Annotated in this window: 10 protein-coding genes; 4 read left to right on the top strand and 6 right to left on the bottom strand. The window is 70.7% G+C overall.

All coding sequences use genetic code 11. The features are described from left to right. Window positions 1-25: 25 nt before the first annotated feature. Both WMF24_RS44390 and WMF24_RS44385 read right to left on the bottom strand, forming a co-directional pair. Entirely contained in the window at window positions 26-1,495 is a 1,470-nt protein-coding gene (locus tag WMF24_RS44390) for a hypothetical protein (protein ID WP_437733537.1), read from the bottom strand. Between the two features lie 281 nt (window positions 1,496-1,776). Continuing rightward, window positions 1,777-2,829 carry a LysR family transcriptional regulator gene (locus WMF24_RS44385; protein WP_437733536.1) on the bottom strand — a complete coding sequence of 351 codons (1,053 nt, stop codon included), beginning with the start codon at window positions 2,827-2,829 and terminating at the stop codon, window positions 1,777-1,779. On the opposite strand from WMF24_RS44385, the gene WMF24_RS44380 reads away from it, so the two are divergent. Together WMF24_RS44380 and WMF24_RS44375 are read left to right on the top strand one after the other, a co-directional pair. Continuing rightward, window positions 2,802-4,049, top strand: coding sequence for an MFS transporter (locus WMF24_RS44380; RefSeq protein WP_437733535.1), 1,248 nt, complete (start codon window positions 2,802-2,804; stop codon window positions 4,047-4,049). The genes WMF24_RS44385 and WMF24_RS44380 overlap by 28 nt on opposite strands. Window positions 4,050-4,812: 763 nt before the next feature. Then, complete coding sequence (locus WMF24_RS44375; protein ID WP_437733534.1) at window positions 4,813-6,273, top strand: hypothetical protein; 1,461 nt, start codon at window positions 4,813-4,815, stop codon at window positions 6,271-6,273. 71 nt (window positions 6,274-6,344) lie between these two features. Here the strand turns inward: WMF24_RS44375 and WMF24_RS44370 are convergent, their stop codons facing one another. Both WMF24_RS44370 and WMF24_RS44365 read right to left on the bottom strand, forming a co-directional pair. Then, the gene (locus tag WMF24_RS44370) at window positions 6,345-7,700 is read right to left on the bottom strand and encodes a sigma 54-interacting transcriptional regulator (RefSeq protein ID WP_437733533.1); all 1,356 of its coding nucleotides are present in this window, start codon (window positions 7,698-7,700) and stop codon (window positions 6,345-6,347) included. Window positions 7,701-7,758: 58 nt separating this feature from the next. Next, window positions 7,759-8,517 carry a hypothetical protein gene (locus WMF24_RS44365; RefSeq protein WP_437733532.1) on the bottom strand — a complete coding sequence of 253 codons (759 nt, stop codon included), beginning with the start codon at window positions 8,515-8,517 and terminating at the stop codon, window positions 7,759-7,761. A 715-nt stretch (window positions 8,518-9,232) separates the two neighbouring features. Here WMF24_RS44365 and WMF24_RS44360 point away from each other — a divergent pair. Next, a complete protein-coding gene (locus WMF24_RS44360; protein WP_437733531.1) occupies window positions 9,233-10,774 on the top strand; it encodes a serine/threonine-protein kinase in 1,542 nt (513 codons plus the stop codon). A 730-nt stretch (window positions 10,775-11,504) separates the two neighbouring features. On the opposite strand, the gene WMF24_RS44355 is transcribed toward WMF24_RS44360, so the two are convergent. Both WMF24_RS44355 and WMF24_RS44350 read right to left on the bottom strand, forming a co-directional pair. Continuing rightward, window positions 11,505-13,187 (bottom strand): DEAD/DEAH box helicase, encoded by a 1,683-nt coding sequence (locus WMF24_RS44355; protein WP_437733530.1) that lies wholly within the window; start codon window positions 13,185-13,187, stop codon window positions 11,505-11,507. A 72-nt stretch (window positions 13,188-13,259) separates the two neighbouring features. Beyond that, window positions 13,260-14,465 carry an FAD-dependent monooxygenase gene (locus tag WMF24_RS44350; RefSeq protein WP_437733529.1) on the bottom strand — a complete coding sequence of 402 codons (1,206 nt, stop codon included), beginning with the start codon at window positions 14,463-14,465 and terminating at the stop codon, window positions 13,260-13,262. 574 nt (window positions 14,466-15,039) lie between these two features. On the opposite strand from WMF24_RS44350, the gene WMF24_RS44345 reads away from it, so the two are divergent. Continuing rightward, window positions 15,040-17,451: a cellulose binding domain-containing protein gene (locus WMF24_RS44345; protein WP_437733528.1), complete on the top strand. Its 2,412-nt coding sequence runs from the start codon at window positions 15,040-15,042 to the stop codon at window positions 17,449-17,451. Window positions 17,452-17,607: the final 156 nt, after the last annotated feature.

The raw sequence follows: 17,607 nt of genomic DNA, 5'->3' as shown, positions 1-17,607 counted from the left end.
GTCACCGCGCACAGAGGGTCAGCCGCTAAGCTACAAGCTCTCGAAGGATGTCCATCCGGCGTTCATCATCCGGGATGAACCCGCGATTTTTCAAGTGGTACGTGGTCGCATACGGACCTGTGTTGAACCGTTGCATCACACGCCGGACGTCGGACGCATCGATCGCCTGGCGTCCGGCAAGAACGTCTCGCACGCCGTCGTCCGGCATGAGCAGCATCGCGGCGAACGCTCTCGCGCGGGCGGCGGTGGGCCAGTGCTCCCATGCGCCATCGACCGCCACCGGAGCATCGTCGAACAAGATGTGTCCGAGCACGGTGGCATACCCTATCTCTCGACGAATATTTGAGCTGGTCTGCGGGTTGACCACGGCAGAGGCACGGTCCGCGGTCTTCCTCGTGACGAGGTCGACGGTCGTCGAGAGCTCCTTCTCCTTGACAGAGACATGGTTCGACGACATCCACACACGCAGGTCAGGTGCCGGCTCATTGCCCCAGCCCAGCGCCTCCCTGAGGTCGAGCGCCTTCTCGTACCCCTCGACCCAGGGCCTGCTGGCCGAAGGGTGAGCAGGCTGGATCAGACGACAAAGGTGCTCACTCATGGGGCGAGGTGAATACATCTTGGACGCTTCGAGCAACGACGTGACCTCGCGAGTGGACACGAGACGCGCATGTCGAAGGACAAGCGTTTCAGGCGCGTGCGGCACATACAGACCATCGCGTTGAGTTCTCGTATGATGGATCAGGCGCTCATACAGCTCGCGGAGCTCCGCGCAGATGACGCGAGCGGTTGGTGCGTGGACCAGCCATCGCCAGTCCTCATCGTCGGCCCTGAGCTCGGTCGCCGCCGAAGCGAGCTGGACGAACTCAGGTACATCAGGATGCCGATCTGCGAGGGCTCGTGTCACATCTACCAAGGCGGAACTGAGCTGGAGCGCCACGGTCGAGGACGGCACGATTTCTGTGCCGCGCTGTTCGACGAATGACAGGCCCGACTTCGGCGCGGCCCACGTCTCGTTGTCCCAGGAAACCTCCACAAAATCGCCCAGCCGACGGACGAAGACGTTGGGCAGCGCCACGTCGACCGCGGCGCGACGCAATGAGTGGTGCTGGCGCCAATCAGAGCGACGCAAGAACCACTCGTCTTCTTCAGCAGCCGACAGAGTCACAAGCGGCGTTTCGGTCGTATTGATCCAATCGCACGCGTCACGCACGCTGTCCGATGTAGCGGCCTCAGGGAACGGCTCCTCGTTGACGAGCCTGACACCGACATCGAGGAACCATCGGATGATGCTGACGAGATTCCATCGAACCTCGTCGCACACACCGCCTTCGGTAGAGACGCTACGGGTCAGACAGCGCCCGCGGATCCATAGCGAAATGCCTCCCCAACTGCTGTCCACGGCAGCATCGCCGATGGGATGTGGGTCCCGGCCAAGCGAGACCGAAATCGCGAAGCGTTCGCGGTCACCAAACTGCCTTGCGTACCAGTCACTCACGGCCAATCCTCGGGGAGCTTTCGCTGCGCGCGCAACCCTTTCAATTCACGACGCGTGATGTGCCCTTGCTGATGAAGTGCGTTGAGGACTCGCTCGTCGACATCTCCGCCGATCACAGGAAACCCGTGCCAGGCATCCGGGCCACCGTGAGGTGACGGATGCGCACAGAAGCACCAGCGCCCGGCTTGTCAACCCCGTCTGGTCCGACCGGGGCCTCTCCGCGGCTGGATCAGCGCCAGGCTTTGATACCGCGATCGGATCTGGCCCACGCGCCGGCCCGATCAGCCGCGCCGCGCCGCCGCGCCGCCGACCGCCGCCGGCACCGACGCCCGCATCGCCTCGATGAAGCGGCGCAGCCGGGCCGGATAGAAGCGAGCGTGGGGATAGACCAGGTGGACCGGCAGCGGATCCGCCTGCCACGACGGCGCGAGGTGCAGCAGCCGCCCCTGCGCCAGGTCGTCGGCGACAAGCCAGGACGAGGCCACGCAGACGCCGAGGCCCATCAGCGCGGCGCTGCGCAGGGCATACAGGCTGTCGGTGCTCATGCGCGGGCGAATCGCGAGCTCGATCCGTTCACCGCCCGACGCATGGGTCAGCGCGATCGTATCCCGGTAGTAGGTGCGGAGCGCCAGCCAGGGCATGTCGGCCAGGTCCGAAGGACGCGCCGGCGGCGCGGACCGGCCCAGCACCGAGGGCGCGGCGGCCACGATGCGCGGCACCTCGGCCAGGCGGATCGCCACCACGGCCGAATCGGCCACCGCGCCGACAAGGATCGCGCAGTCGATGCCGTCGGCGATGAAGTTCGGCTGCCCGTCGCGCAGCAGCCACTCGACCGAGACACGCGGGTAGCGACGCAGGTAGTCGGAGAGCGGCTCGACCAGCTGGTGCTGGCCGAAGGCGTGCGGCACGACCACGCGCAGCGTCCCGTCGGGCTGGTCGCGGTCGCCTCGGAGGTCCGACGCGAACGCCTCCAGGCCGGCCAGCAGCGCCCTGGCCCGCTCGAAGCAGCGTTCGCCGTCCTCGGTCAGCTTCATCGTGTGCGTGGAGCGCTGCAGCAGCGGCAGGCCCAGCGAGCGCTCCAGCGCCTGCAATCGGCGGCTCACGGTGGGCTGCGTCGTCCCCAGCAGGGTGGCCGCGGCCGACAGGCTGCCGGCCTCGACGATCCTCACGAAGGTCTGCAGCAACGCGATGCGGTCCAGCGACGAGGCGGAGGGCGGTGCCGGCGTGGTCATACGCACAGCGTATATCCGTCGTACATGCCGCGCTACTACAGCGCCGAAACGACGCTTCCCATACTGGCTGCACCATGCACGCCATTCACCTGACGCATACATCCTCTGCCGCCCAGCCGCCGCCCGCCGCGTCCGCGCCGCCCCTGCCCGCCGCCCTGGTGCTTCTTCTGGCCACCGGAGCGGGCGTGGCCGTGGCCTCGCTCTACATCAGCCAGCCCATGCTCGGCGTGCTGGGGGCCGACCTCGGCGCCGCTGACCGCGCGCTCGGCCTCGTGCCCACGCTGACCCAGCTCGGCTATGCGCTGGGCATCCTGCTGCTCGCGCCGCTGGGTGACCGCCACGACCGGCGGCGCATCATCCTGGCCAAGGCTGCCGTGCTGGCGGCCGCGCTGCTGCTCGGCGGCGCCGCGCGCGGGATCGGCGCGCTGCTCGTCGCCAGCCTGATCACCGGCCTGGCCGCGACGCTGGCGCAGGACATCGTGCCCGCCGCCGCGACGCTGGCCCCCGGGGCGCATCGCGGCAAGGTGGTCGGCACCGTGATGACGGGCCTGCTGCTGGGCATCCTGCTGTCCCGCGTGGTCAGCGGCTTCGTGGCGGAGCGCTTCGGCTGGCGCGCGGTGTTCGTCGCCGCCGCGGCCAGCGTCGCCCTGCTCGGCGCGGCGATGTGGCGCAGCCTGCCGCGCTTCGAGCCGACAACGCAGCTCAGCTATGCCGCGCTGCTCGGCTCGCTGACCAGGCTGTGGAGGCGCCACGGCGCCTTGCGCCGCGCGACGCTGGCCCAGGGGCTGCTCTCGGTCGGGTTCAGCGCGTTCTGGTCCACGCTCGCCGTGCTGCTGCACGGCGCGCCGTTCCACCTCGGCAGCTCGGCGGCAGGCGCCTTCGGCCTGGCCGGGGCGGCCGGCGCGGTGGCGGCGCCGCTGGCCGGCCGCATCGCCGACCGTCACGGACCCGAACGGGTGACGCGCATGGGCGCCGCCCTCTCGGTCGTGGCCTTCGGCGCCATGGCGCTGTCGCCCTGGCTGTCGGTCCATGGGCGGCTGTGGCTGCTCGGCGCCAGCGCCGTCACCTTCGACCTCGGCATCCAGGCCGCGCTGGTGGCGCATCAGACCATCGTTTATGGCATCGAGCCCGGCGCGCGCAGCCGCCTCAACGCCGTGCTCTTCGTCGGCATGTTCGTCGGCATGGCGTCCGGTGCCGCGCTCGGCAGCGTGCTCTTCGCCCGGTGGGGCTGGCTCGGGGTGACGGCGCTCGCTTCAACGGCGGCGGCCGGCGCGCTCCTCGTCCGACGCTGGCCGGCGGCGCGCCCGTCTCCGCGCGCGTAACCGCTCACGTCGGCCGTGAGCCAACGGCCGTCGGATCGATCACGGACCGACGAGATAGCCTGAAGAATCGATCCCCGTGACGACATCAAGAGCACCGTGGAGGTGGCGGAGACACACAGCCACCGGTGTACGTGACGGGCGATGTCTCGCGTCCCGGCGAGCTCACGCCGCGGTATCCTTCGCTCCACTCTTGGCGTCCTTGGCGACTTTTTGGTTCGCTGCTGTGGCGCGACCTCCCACCGTGGTGCTAGACCCCACTTGAGGGAGCCTTGTGGGCCAGCGGGAGGAGCGTTCCTGCACGAAGCAGCGCGGGCCCGAAGCGCTCTGCATGCGATAATCAGCAGCACCGCTGGCAGTCGCCAGCAGTCGCCTTGTTGGCTGGATCGCGGCGTGAACTCGCCTCCACCTTCGAAGCCGCTGAATCGCCGCAGGAGACACGTAGCCGCGCGCGCCCCCAGGCGTCGCGCCCGTGGGCACGAGACCTGCTATTACGCTTCGTCGACGGATGCGCGCAGGGGGGAAGGGCCATCATGACCTCATCGCCCTGAGCCGTCGGAGCGGCGCGTGGCGGCAAAGCCATGCTCCGCGCGACGGCCGATCCACGACACCGCCGCATCGCGAACGCGTGTGAGTCTGTGAGTTCACGTCGTTGTCGGCGCCGGCCGGCGAGGCCTCTGCGAAACGGGTCGCAGGCTCGTCGCTCGGTAACCCCGACAACATCACCACGCGGGGAGAAGCGATCTCCGCGAGGACAGGAATGAGCATGAGAACGATCCTTTCGAAGTGCAGCATCTTGGCGATGATGGCCGGTGTGTCGATGGCTCTCGGGTGCTCCTCCGGATCCGAGGGGCCGCCCGCGGGCGATGACCCCGTCGATACCGGGTCCCTCGCCATCGTCAGCGGACACGTGACCGACGAGGGCACGGGGTCTCCCGATGTCGGCCTCGCCGGCCGAGGCACCATCGAGAAGACCGCGAAGGTGCGCATCTCCCAGCTCCTCGAGAGCGGGACGCTGGAATCGCTGGCCGAGGCGACGATCGACGCCAGGGGAGCGTTCACGGTCGAGGTCGAGGCCGACGCCAAGCTGCTCGTCGTCGAGGCGCTCGACGCCTCGGGCGAGGTGATCGGCTCCGCGATCCTCGAGGCGTCGGGGAGCGCCGACGGCGACGCCGTCATCGCGGCGCCCATCAGCACCGAGAGCTCGGTCGAGGCGCAAGCGCTCCGCCATGTCGCCGGGAGCGCCGTCGCGGACGCTTCGCTCGCGACGGACCTGCGCGCGCTCATCGACGCGGAGCTCTCCAAGGCGGTCGCCGCCGCGGCGTCCGCCGGCGTCGAGGCCCAGGCCGTGATCGAGGCGATCGCCAAGGCCGCGACGGCCGCGCACCACGCCGAGCTGCGCGCGCTTGCGAACGCGGGCGTGGACCTCGACGTGGACGCGCTGATCAAAGCGGAGCTCGAGGCCGCCAGGGCCCTGAACGCGGCGCTCGATAGCAAGGTCTCCGCCGGCGAGGCGGCCGCGCAGTTCCTCGCCGACGCCGACGCCGCGCTCGAGGCCCAGGGCGCCTCCGCCGACGTGCGCGCCCGGGCGCAGGCCGCGGCCAGCGTGACCTTCCGCGCCGCGCTGGCCGTTTCCCTCGCGTCGACCGCGGACGTCGAGGTCGTCGTCTTCGCCTCGATCCACGCCGCGGCGGGGCTGGAGGCGCGCGCGACCGCGGCCGCCGTGACGGAGATCGTCGAGCAGAGCGGCGCGGCGCAGGCGGCCCTCGACGCCGTCGCCGAGGCCAGCGCGGAGCTCGTCGCCGGCATGGACGCCGCGGCCGACGTGGGCGCGATCGCGGCGGCGCGCGCGAAGTTCATCGCGACCCTCACCGGCGAGGGGCAGGCCGACGCGGGGGGTGTGCTTGGGCGCATCGGCGGCGCCACGGCCGACGTCGAGGAGCGGCTGCGAGCCGTCTTCGACGCCATGGCCGCCCTGAACGCGCAGCTCGACGCGGATCTGAAGGCGGCGCTCTCGGCGTATGTGGACGCGCACGCGCGCGCCGACGGCGCGGGGTCGGCCAGCCTGGACGCCTCGATGGATGCGGTCATCAAAGCTTATGCGCGCTTCGAGGCGGAGATCGCGGCGCACGCGCCGGATCTCGCCGGCGCGATGGGCATGGAGACGGCGAGCGCCGTGACCCAGACCCTCTGCACCGCGGAGGCGATGTTCCGCACGCCGATGTGAGCCCCGTGCGCGGTCGAGGGGCCTCGGGCGGCGAGCGCCCGGCGCCCCTCGGCGCGCCGAGCGCCCGGCGCTCAGGCGTCGTCCGCCGCGACGCGATGCCTGCGGAGCAGCTCGCGCAGGTAGTTGCGGTCCATCCGCGCCGCGCGCGCCGCGCGCGAGAGGTTGCCGTTGTTCTCGCGGATCAGCGCCTGCACGTAGGCGCGCTCCCACAGCGAGATCACCCGTTCCTTCGCCTCCCGGAACGACAGCGACAGATCGTCGGCCCGCAGCACGTCCGCGGGCGCGTCCCCCTGCGCGCCGTCCGCCGCGCCCTCGCGGTGGAGCGCCGGATCCCCGAGGAGCACGGCACGCTCGATCGCGCCGCGCAGCTCCCGGACGTTACCCGGCCACTCGTAGCGCGAGAGCGTCTCCACGAGGTCCAGCGGCGGATTGGCCCCGTCGGCGAACTGCCGGTAGAAGTGCGCGACGAGGAGCGGGATGTCCTCCGGGCGCTCGCGCAGCGACGGCACCCGGATCCGGACCACGTTCAGCCGATAGAAGAGATCCGAGCGGAAGTTCCCCCGGTTCACCTCCTGCCGCAGATCCCGGTTTGTCGCGGCGATCACCCGCACGTCCAGGCGGACGGGCTCGAGGCTGCCGACGCGCCGGATCATCCGCTCTTCGAGCGCGCGGAGCAGCTTGGGCTGCAGAACGGGCCGGAGCTCGCCGATCTCGTCGAGCAGCACCGTCCCCCCGCGCGCGGCCTCGAAGGCGCCCGCCCGCGCCTGCTGCGCGCCCGTGAACGCCCCCTTCGCGTGCCCGAACAGCTCGGCCTCGATCAGCGTGGGAGGGATCGCGCCGCAGTCGATCACGACGAACGGCCCTGATGCGCGCCGGCTCTGCTGATGGATGAGCTCGGCGAGCAGCCCCTTGCCCGTGCCCGTCTCGCCCTCCAGGAGCACCGTCGAGTCGGAGGCCGCGACCCGCGGCAGCATGGCGAAGATACGGCGCATCGCGCTGCTCTGCCCCAGGGCCCGCCCCGACAGCGCCTCGTCGCCGAGCGGCTCGCGGATCTCGTCCGGGAGAACGTCGAAGCGGAGCGTGGACTGGCCCACGCCGATCACCATCCCTGGATCGAGGTAAGCGGACTCGACGCGGACCCCGGCCACCCTCGTGCCGTTGGTGCTCCCGAGATCGCGCAGCAGAAAGCCTTGCGGGGTGACGCTGATCACGCAGTGATGCCGCGATACCGCCTGATCGGTCAGGACGAGCTGGTTGCCGCGGGCGGTGCCGATCACGAGCTCCGGCGCGTCGGCCACATGGGAAGCCCCCTGATCCGGGCCGAGCTGCACCTGGACACGAAACCGGCTGAAAGCCACCTCACCGGGGCGCGCTTCCACGATCGTCGTCGCGCCGGCGTCATGGCAGGAAGGTTGATTCGAGGCCATCGACCTCACGCTAACACATCGGGAGAGGGCTCGGCGGCCCGCCACGCGGCCCAGCACGTCACGGGCTGCATTCCATCGGGAGGCCGAGCGAGAGGGTGCTGTGCACGTACGTCGAGATCGCCTCCGCGTAGCGATCGCCCTCTGGGGAGCGGCACGACGGATGACCGTCGACGTCCGTGCAGGAGCGATCACAAGGGCCTAGCGGGGTGACCCCGCACGTTGGAGATTGATCACAGAGCCGCTGCGCCATGTGCTGGCTCAGGTCGATGTCGCACGTGGTGCTTACCTCAGTGTCGGTGCAGGAGAACGCGACCGCGCCGTCCGCATGGAAGAGGTTACCGAACATCGTGGCGTCCGGGGTGGTGTAATCCGATGCGCTCGCGTCCGGGCGCTCGCCGAGCGACCGGTGACGGCCCGTCATCAGCACCTCCACCTCCATGCCGAGCTTGTTGAGGGTCTGCAGCAGGCACGCCGTCACCCACCGCTGCGACGCGACGTCGCGGAGGGCGCCGGAGCTCCACTCCGACGCGAGGCCGACCGCGCCATGGAATGAGACCGTCCCGGCTGCGTCCTTCAGCACGTCGCCCTCCGGGAGCGCGCAAGTTACCACGTAGGAGAGGAACCGGCGCCCCTCGGCGTGCGCGAGCAGCGGCGTATCGCTCAGCTCGCCGTCCGCGCCGCGGAGCGGCGCCTCGGACAGGGCCCTCAGGGCCTGCTGGGTCGAAGGTTGCCAGAAGAACACGGGATCATTCCCGTTCATCACGATGATCTGGTTCTCCTCACCCCCGCCCGGCTGGTCTCGGACATCATCGCTCATCACGATGTCAGAACCCTCACCCTCGCTGGGTTGGTCTCGCTCGCGCGACACGGGTCCACACCCGACCGCAAGCGCGCCCAAGGTAGTTGCAAAAGCGATGATTGCTAGTTCAATCGACATGGTGGTCCTCGAGTCGCGTCGTGCGTCCTATGCCTGACACGCACTCTGTCCGGTGCGTGCCTTCCCGCATGCGTTCGCGCAAGCGCCGCGCCAGCCACCTCTTCTCGCCTCGATGCGCCGCGTGGCCCTCCAGGTCGCCGCACCGCTGCGTCCGCCTCGCGGGTCGCACGGCCCTTGGCGGATCGACCGCCGGCGCGACTGCCTGCTCTACCCATCAGGTGTGGTGCATGCTCCAGCCAGCGCCCGATCGAGCTCACGCGTGAGCCCTTCGAAGCGGACCCGCCACGCCGGGTGATCCGCGAGCTCGTCCTGCGCCGGGCGCTGGTGCGGCAGATCCCCCACCGTGGCGCAGAGGTCGATCGCTTGCCTCGCGGGCCCGCCGCTCCGCCTCGCTGAACGAGGCGACGAGCGCCTCGCAGCCCAGGCGCTCGTCGAGCGCGCGGGCGCCGGACCGAGCGGGGATCCTCCGTGCCAGGGGCACGGAGTCGTCTCCGCGATCCTCCGGTGGCATGGGGGCAGCGGTACAAACAGAGTTCCGTTCGCCCAGGCCCGGGCGGGCCGTGCAAGACACCATGGTATCGTCGTTCGCCAGCGCATGACAACCGCCGCGGACCACGACACGCTTCCTCCTGGAGATACGCCTCCCTCCGCGGAGCCGATCTTCACGGAGCTGACCGCCGTCCCGCACTGGCCGAGCGGCGACGACGATACCACCCTTGACCCACCCGAGGCGCGCCGCGAGCGAGAGGAGCCGCCCTCGCCGCCGCACCGCCCCTTGCCGCGCGGGGCTCGCGCCGGCGACTACGTCGTCGACCGCCTCCTCGCCCAGGGTGGTTTCAGCTTCGTCTACCGCGCCACGCACGCCGAGCGCGGCACGCCTGTGGCCCTCAAGGTCCTGCACGCCGATCTCGCCTCGCACCTCGACGCGGTCCTCCGCTTCGAGCGCGAGATCGAGGTGATCCGGCGGCTCGATCACCCGAACGTCGTCCGGATCCTCGAGCACGGCCGGCTCGACGGCGGCCACCCCTTCTACGCCATGGAGCTGCTCGAGGGCAGCAGCCTCGACGAGCACCTGCGGGCCCGGGGCAGCGTGTCCCCCGCCGATGCGCTCGCGCTCCTGGAGCCGCTCTGCAGCGCGCTCGAGGCCGTGCATCGCTGTGGCGTCGTCCACCGGGACATCAAGGCGTCGAACGTGTTCGTCTCCGAGGAGCACGGGCGGCGGCGGGTCGTGCTGCTCGACTTCGGCGTCGCCAAGCTGCTCGGCGCGCCGGGCCCAGCGCTCACCTCGTCGCGGCACATCCTCGGCACGCCCGCGTACATCAGCCCGGAGCAGCTCGTCGGGGGCCCCATCGATCTGCGGGCGGACGTCTACGCGCTCGGCATCCTGACCTACCGCATGCTCGTCGGCGCGCCGCCCTTCGCCGAGGGCTCCTACGAGATGCTGCGCCAGATGCACCTGTACGTCCATCCCCCCCGCCCCAGCGCCCAGGCGCGCATCAAGCCCGCCTTCGACGCGGTGGTCCTGCGCGCGCTGGACAAGGATCGCGAGGGGCGCCACCCGACCATCGCGGCTTTCCTGAGCGACTTCCGCGCCGCGGTGGAGGCGAGCCACGGGGCGCGCGCTTCGCCGTCCGGTGGGCTCGTCCGCCGGGCGCTCGCGGCGTACGCCGAGGTCCACGTCGACGCGAGCCATCTCGAGGAGCCCGACGACGCGCTGCTCGCGGATCTCGAGGTCGTGCTCCCGTTCATCGCCGCCGAGCTCACGAACGCGGGGCTTATGAGCGCGGCGGAGACGGGCACCAGCGTGCTGTTCACGGCGCGGCGCCCAGACGAGCCCGCGAGCGACGTCGCGTCGCGCCGCCGCCTCGTGGACGCCGCCCTCTCGATCGATCAGCGGCTGAGGGCCCGCGCCGGGCGCGATCCGAGGATCCACGTGCGCCTGTGCCTCCACGCCGGGGAGCTGCTGGACGCCGGCGAGGCCGCGCCCATGGCCGGCAAGCTCCTGGAGGTCGCGGCGTGGGTGCCGGATGAGGTCGAGGACGGCGTCTTCGCCTCGCCCGAGGTGCTGGCCGAGCTGGCGCTGTCCACCATGGATGTCGTGGGTCCCCTCGTCCGCGTCTCGACGCCGCCGGCGTGAGGGCGCCCACGCGGGGCGTCTGGCGCTGCCGCGGCACGGCCGGAGCGCCGGCGAGGAGCTGGGACTCACCCCGGCGTCGAGCGGCCCCTCCACCGCGGAGAGCGCCCCATCGACCTCGTTCCGTCGGACGGGCTGTGCTGCAAGGACGACGGCCTCCGCCGCGCTCGGGCGGGAAGATTGAGCTCGTCGGAAGCCGTCCCGGCGCCCCCGTTCGAGGCGAGCGGGACGCCGGGGACCCATCCGGGTGAAGTGGCTCGTCCAAGCGGGAGATGGGTGGCACCCGTCTCCCGGTGGACGTGCCTCCAGGAAAAGATGGGTGGCACCCGTCTCCGCAATGGACGTGCCTCCAAAAAAAGATGGGTGGCACCCATCTCCCGGTGGACGTTCCTCCAGGAAAAGATGGGTGGCACCCATCTCCGCGATGGAGACGCCTCCGTCAGACCCCGCGATCCCCTGGCCAGCCCGCCTCGCCGGGCGCCATGGTGTGAGAGATGGAAGGTGCAGTCGGCCGAGCGACAGGCACTCGCGATGCAGCGTGCGGCAGACAAGGCACGCAAGCGCGCGAAATGCATCGACAAGGGTCTGAGGACCGCGCGTACGTCGCCGACGCCAGCGCGGAGCACCGCGGCAAGGAGGGCGGCGATGAGCTGATTTCCCCTCACGAGGGGGCAGGCGCCACGAGCGCGGTATCCCGGCGGACTGCGCGCCGCAAGCCGCCGGGGCGCTCGGCTCACCTCGCCTCGCGCGGCGCGGTGACCCTCGCCCACACCGCGAGGATCATGGCCTGTTCCATGGTGCGCGGCGGGGGATAGCCGGTCGGCGGCTCGGCCGGCAGGGGCACGGGGGGCTTCGCCCTGCGCCACGGCGCGTCGTGGCGCGCCGAGTCCCCGGCCGCGGGGCCGCGGCGCGCGACCTCGTAATCGACGGCGGCCACCGCCTCCTCGACGGTGGAGAAGCGCTCGACGAGCTTGCCATCCAGCATCACGTGCCACCGCTTCCCGCGACCCCCGCGGGCGAGGACGACGACCTCACTGATCGCGCCGGGCTTCCTCTCGAAATGCAGCGCGAGGCCGAAGCGGCCGAGAGAGGCCCACGCGTTGCGCGAGATGGCCAGCACCTCGGGGTCGACGCGCTGGCTCAAAGGATCGAAGCGCGCGGCCCGCTCCTGGATCTCGCGCAGCGTGATGCGCCCCGCCTCGACCTCGAACCCGGGATAGTCGAACGTCACCTGCCGGTAGAAGCGGCTCGCCTCCGCGGCGTCCCTGCCCTCGAGGTCGAGGTCGCGGGGCATGCCGAAGAGCGAGGGGAGCGTGCAGAGCTGGAGCGAGGAGAGATCGACGAAATCGAGGACGAGGCAGTCCTTCTTGCCTGGATGGAGGCGCGTGCCGCGCCCGACGCACTGGGCATAGAGCCCCTCCGAGCGGGTGGGGCGGGCCATCGCGACGCACGAGACGCCAGGGTCGTCGAAGCCCTCGGTGAGGACAGCGACGTTGGTGAGGACCTGGACGCGCTCTTCCCGGAAATCGGCGAGGATCCGGCCGCGGAGGTCGGAAGGCATCTCGCCGTGGACGGTTGCGGCCCGGACGCCGAGGTGGTTGAGCGCCTTCGAGAGGTTCCTCGCGTGCGCGACCGTGACGCAGAAGGCGATGGTGCGCCGGTCGCGGGCGAGCTCTTGAATGGAGCGGGCGACGAGCGCGTTGCGCTCCTCCAGGTCGACGGCCTCCTCCAGCTCTTCCGTGGCGAAGTCGAGGCCTCCGCCCTCGAGGCGCGAGAGGTCGGTGGCCGTGGCCACGCGGTAGCCGGTGAGGGGGGCGAGGTAGCCGTCCGCGATCATCTCGGGGAGGGTGCGGCTGTAGACGATCGCCTCGAAGACGTCGTCGAGGCCCTTGCCGTCGCCGCGGGCCGTCGTGGCGGTGAACCCGAGGAGGGTGCCTGTCCACGCGGGGTCGAAGGCGCCGAGCTGGCGGAGGACGCGGCGGTTGTCCTCGGCGGGGGCGTGGTGGCACTCGTCGTAGATCACGAGGCCGATATCGCGGCCGCCGGTGACCTGCTCCAGCCGCTTCTCGTGGAGGGACCGTATCGAACAGACGACGACGCGCGCGTCCGCCGGGGCGCGGAGCTCGCCCTGCTCGACGGCGACCTTGGCCTGCCCGCCGAGGGCGCGCTCGATCTTGTCCTTGGCCTGGAAGAGGAGCTCTTCGCGGTGGGCGAGGACGAGGACCTGGCGCCTGGCGAGGCGGGCGAGATGGGAGAAGATGACCGTCTTGCCAGCGCCGGTGGGCAGGCACACGACCATGCGCCGGACGCCGCGCCTGCGCGCCGCGAGGACGGCCTCGACGGCGGCGCGCTGGTAAGGGCGCAGGGCGGGCGCGCCGGGGCCCATCGGTGCTGAGGCGGTCGTGGGGCTTGTCATGAGCGCTCGTGCTGGCGGCGCGCCAGCATAGCCCGGATCGCGCCGTCGACGAGGCTCCCGTACGATGCGGCTCTATCCTCCGTTCGGGTAATCGGGGAGCTCGATCCTGTCGGCCGGCGAGGAGCCGATCCAGCCCTGGAGGCGCCGCGCCAGGGGGCTTGACGCGAGCCGAGCGACCCCGTGGAGGAGCGAGATGCCACGCCTCGACCTCGGGTACGCGATCCACGGGACGCCTGGTGGGAGCTTCTGGGCAGCGTCGACATGGGGGCGCATGAGCTTTTCATAGGCCGCGAAGGCGTCTCGATGGTCGGCGTGCCGCGACAGCTCTCCCGCGAGCACGTAAGCGCCGACGAGCGAGAGGCTCGCGCCCATTCCGCTGACCGGCGACGGACAGTACGCAGCGTCCCCCACGAGCGCGACGCGACCGCGCGACCAGCGCGGCGCCACGACCTGACTGACCGCGTCGAAATAGACGTCCTCGGCGTCCGCCAGCCCGGCGAGCACCCGTGGCGCCTCCCAGCCAGCGTCGGCGAAGACGCTCGCGATGAGCGCCTTTTGCTCGGCGGCGCTCAGCCTCTCATGGCCGCGCGGGGGCGACAGGAACCACAGAGACGCCCGGGTGGTACCCACGTTGTCCGGGCGCAGGAGCATCGCTCGCCTTCCGGGCGCGTTGTACCAGCGAGCCCAGCCGCTGTCGGACGCTCCGCGGGGAATGGTGAAGTAGCTGCCATAGAGGCCCAGCGATCGAATCCTGGGCTCATCGCCAAACAGGAGCGCACGGGTTCGTGAGCGGATGCCATCGGCGGCGACCACGAGGTCGAAATCGCGCTCGGCCCCCTTCTCGAAGGAGACCGTCACCCGGTCGCCGTGGTCCCGGACGCCCGTGATCTGGTCACCGAAGATGTACTCCGTCGTGCCCCGGGTGCGGTCGTGGAGGATCTTCGCGAGGTCGCCGCGGAGGATCTCGAGCTCCTTGGTGAACGCGCCGGTGTCCGCGCTCTCTGCGGGGAACTCGGCCATGGTCACGCCGTGCTCGTCGACGAAGCGGAGCCCCTGCTCCCCCGTCGTGGCGGCCCGGATGTCGCCTTCGATATCCATGCGGCGCGCGACCTCCCGCGCCGCGCCTCGGACGTCGATGTTCTGCCCGCCGAGCCGGAGCGCGCCGGCGCGCTCCACGACGACGGTTCGTAGCCCGTGGCGCGCAAGCCAGAAGGCGAGGGCGGGGCCGGCGATGCTCGCGCCCGAGATCAAGACCGTTCGCCCGTCAGCGTCGCGCATCGTGACCAGGTTAGCACGACGGCGGCGCCGCCGGCCGTGATGCCGGCCAGGCTGCGGAGCGCCGCGCCCGGCGGCCTCCGTCAGCAGCGCAACCCGTTCACGTCACCGCCCCGGACCAGCGCTGTCCGGATGAGCCCGCCAGCGCCGCCCGGTGCCCGGAGACCCTCGTTGGATGGGGTGGTCGACCACGAGCGTGGACGCCAGCACGCACAAGGGGGCTGCCTCGATCCGCGCCGCAAGGCAAAGGGAGCTCGCTTGCGAACGTCATGAATGAACTTCATGCTTTTTAACTTTACTTCACACGATAGTTTTCGAAATTCAACCAGCGAAATCGCGCATCAGGAAGGTGAAATTCCGAGCTCTCGAACTTGACAAGGCCCCTTTGTTCTCCAATAGCGTTCGGCATACCGAGAGCGGCTGCCCGCCGCGCCTCCGGAAGCCAGATTGGCTCGAGTGCCGACAGCTCTGCGTGACGCAGGGATCGTCTCGTCGTCCTGCCGAGCGAGGCGCGACGTTCGGACGCTTCTCACCAACTTGGGGTCTATTCATGCACGACTTACAGAGCAGATGGGACATGAGGGTGGCCGCTGCGGCGCTGGCGCTGCTGCCGGCGTGCGGCTCCGGCTCGACGGAGCCGATCAGCACATCGCAGGCCGCGCTCCAGGGCGCGAACGGGATCAGCGCCGATCTCGCGATCGACTCGCAGTGGGGTCAGGGGTACTGCACGAGCATCACCGTGAGCAACCAGCACCCGAGCGCCACGACGGGGACGTGGAGCGTCGAGCTCAACGTCGGCCCAGGCACCATCTTCTCGTCCTGGAACGGCACATTCAGCGGGCTCACCGGTCAGATCACGGTCACGCCCGAGGGCAGCAACGGGGCGATCCCGCCGTCGGGCAACGCCCAGTTCGGCTTCTGCGCCAGCATCCCGAGCCCGGGGATCCAGCCCGTCCTGCTGTCGGTGAGCAGCGACCTGCCGCCGATGGGCGGCGGCGTGGCGATCGCGGAGTACAAGTTCCCGGCTGCGGTCGACGCGATGGTCAGCCCTGATTACGCGACCGAGCTCTGGGCGTCCTTCTACCGCCCGGCGAGCCTCGAGGCCGGCCGGCAGTATCCGCTGCTCGTGTTCTTGCACGGGAACCACCCGACGTGCGGCACGGGCGAGAACCCGCGCAGGGACAACAACAACCAGTATGCCTCGACGGGGACGTGCCCGGAGAACTACGTCGTCGTCCCCAACCACCGCGGCTACGACTACATGGCCGCGGACCTCGCCACGCGCGGCTACTTCGTCGTGTCCATCAACGCGAACAGGGGCATCCATGCCGCCCCGAGCACGCCCGACGACGAGTACGTCATCGGGCCGCGCGGGCGCCTCTTGCTCCGTCACCTCGAGCGGCTGAGCCGCTGGGACAGCGGGACCGAGCCGACGCCCCCGGAGCTCGGCGTCGATCTGCTCGATCGCATCGACTTCGATCAGGTGGGCTTGATGGGCCACTCCCGCGGCGGCGAGGCCGTGCGGTTCGCCTACAACGAGTACCGCCGGAGCGGCAGCCCGTGGCCCGCGCTGATCGAGAGCCCGGTGAGCATCCGCGGGATCTTCGAGATCGGCCCGACGGATCAGGGCCAGAACGGCCAGCGCCTGAACGCCGACCAGACGGCCTGGAACGTTATCCTGCCCGCCTGCGACTGGGACCTGAGCGATCTGCCCGGGCTGCGCCCGTTCGATCGCATGATGAGCGTCCCCGAGCCGGCGCCCTTCTCCAAGTCCTTCTATCATGTGTGGGGCGCCAACCACAATTACTACAACAGCGAGTGGCAGATCGCGGACGCAAACAGCGGCGGGATCACGGGCTGCATCGATCACGAGGCGCTCTTCGATCCGCTGGAGTACGGCTCTCCGGCGCAGCGCGAGACGGGTCGCTTCGCCGCCGTTCAGTTCTTCACCGCCAACGTGGGCGTGGACCGCGACGAGGCAGCGAGCGCCCTGTTCGACCCCGCCTTCCCCTTCCCGAACGTGCCGTACCGCGTCCGCCGCGGCTATCATCCGGGCGGCGACTCCACCACCAGCCTGCTGCTCGAGGATTTCATCAATCCGACCGGCACGAGCTCCTACGGCCTGCCCAACACCACGGGCGGCACCATCGCGGTCGACCACACGACCCTGAACGGAGACGACCCTCCGCACCGGGGCGCCTGGATCCACGACGTGGTCGCGGGCAGCTCGACGTTCTTCCAGTCGAACTGGTCTCCCGTCGGCACCGGCTTCGATCTCACGGGCTACGACTACCTCGATCTTCGCGCCGACCGCAGCTGGGGCGAGGACCCGACCGAGGTCTCGTTCCAGGTGGAGCTCGTGAACGCCGACGATAGCAGGTCGAGCGCCGTCGCCATCGACGATTACCTGGAGCTCGGTCCCCCGCCGCGCGCCGGCACCACGCTGCCGACCGCGCGCATCCCGCTGTCCTTGTTCACCGGCGCCACGCTCGAGTCGGTGCGCGGGGTTCGTCTGACCTTCCCCACCCCGCTCGACGGAAACAGCCTGTACCTGGCGAACATCCGCGCCACCCGCGCCACGACCGAGGCCCCGGCAGCTCAGGCCCGGCTCGCCCCCGCCCCGTCGAGCGCGGCGGCGCCGAGGTCCATCCCGCGCGCGGCCGGCGCCGCCCTCCCCGCGCCGCGGCGGATCACGGCCGGCAATGCCATCGAGAGCGTGAAGAGCGTCGGCCCCGACGCTGTCGAGATCACGCTCACCACCGGCGAGTTCTTCGATCTCCGCGCCACGAACCTCGTGCTCACCGTCGGCGGCGAGCGGAGCACCCGGGCTCACCACCCGGACGGCGATCTGCACACCGTTCAGTTCGTGCTCCCGCGCGCCGCCTTCGACCGCCTCGCCGCGCAGGCGCCGGTGACGGTCGACTACGGTCCGGGCTCCTCCGTGGTCTGGGACTTCGGTCAGCTCGACAAGAAGACGCTCGCTCGGTGAGCCCACGCCGGCGCGCCCCGGCCCGCATCGAGGCCGAGCCGGGGCGACGCCGCCCGCCTCGCGGGAGAAGGGCTCGCCAAGACGGCCGCGGCGGCGGTCTCGCTCGGCGCCGAGGAGATGGCGGCGCTCGACGCGGCGCTCCCACCCGGCATGTCG

Origin of the sequence: Sorangium sp. So ce1335, from assembly GCF_051521615.1 — a bacterium.
Lineage (GTDB): Bacteria > Myxococcota_A > Polyangia > Polyangiales > Polyangiaceae > Sorangium.
Note: the sequence above shows the minus strand (reverse complement) of the source record. Positions and strands in the feature narration are given on the sequence as shown.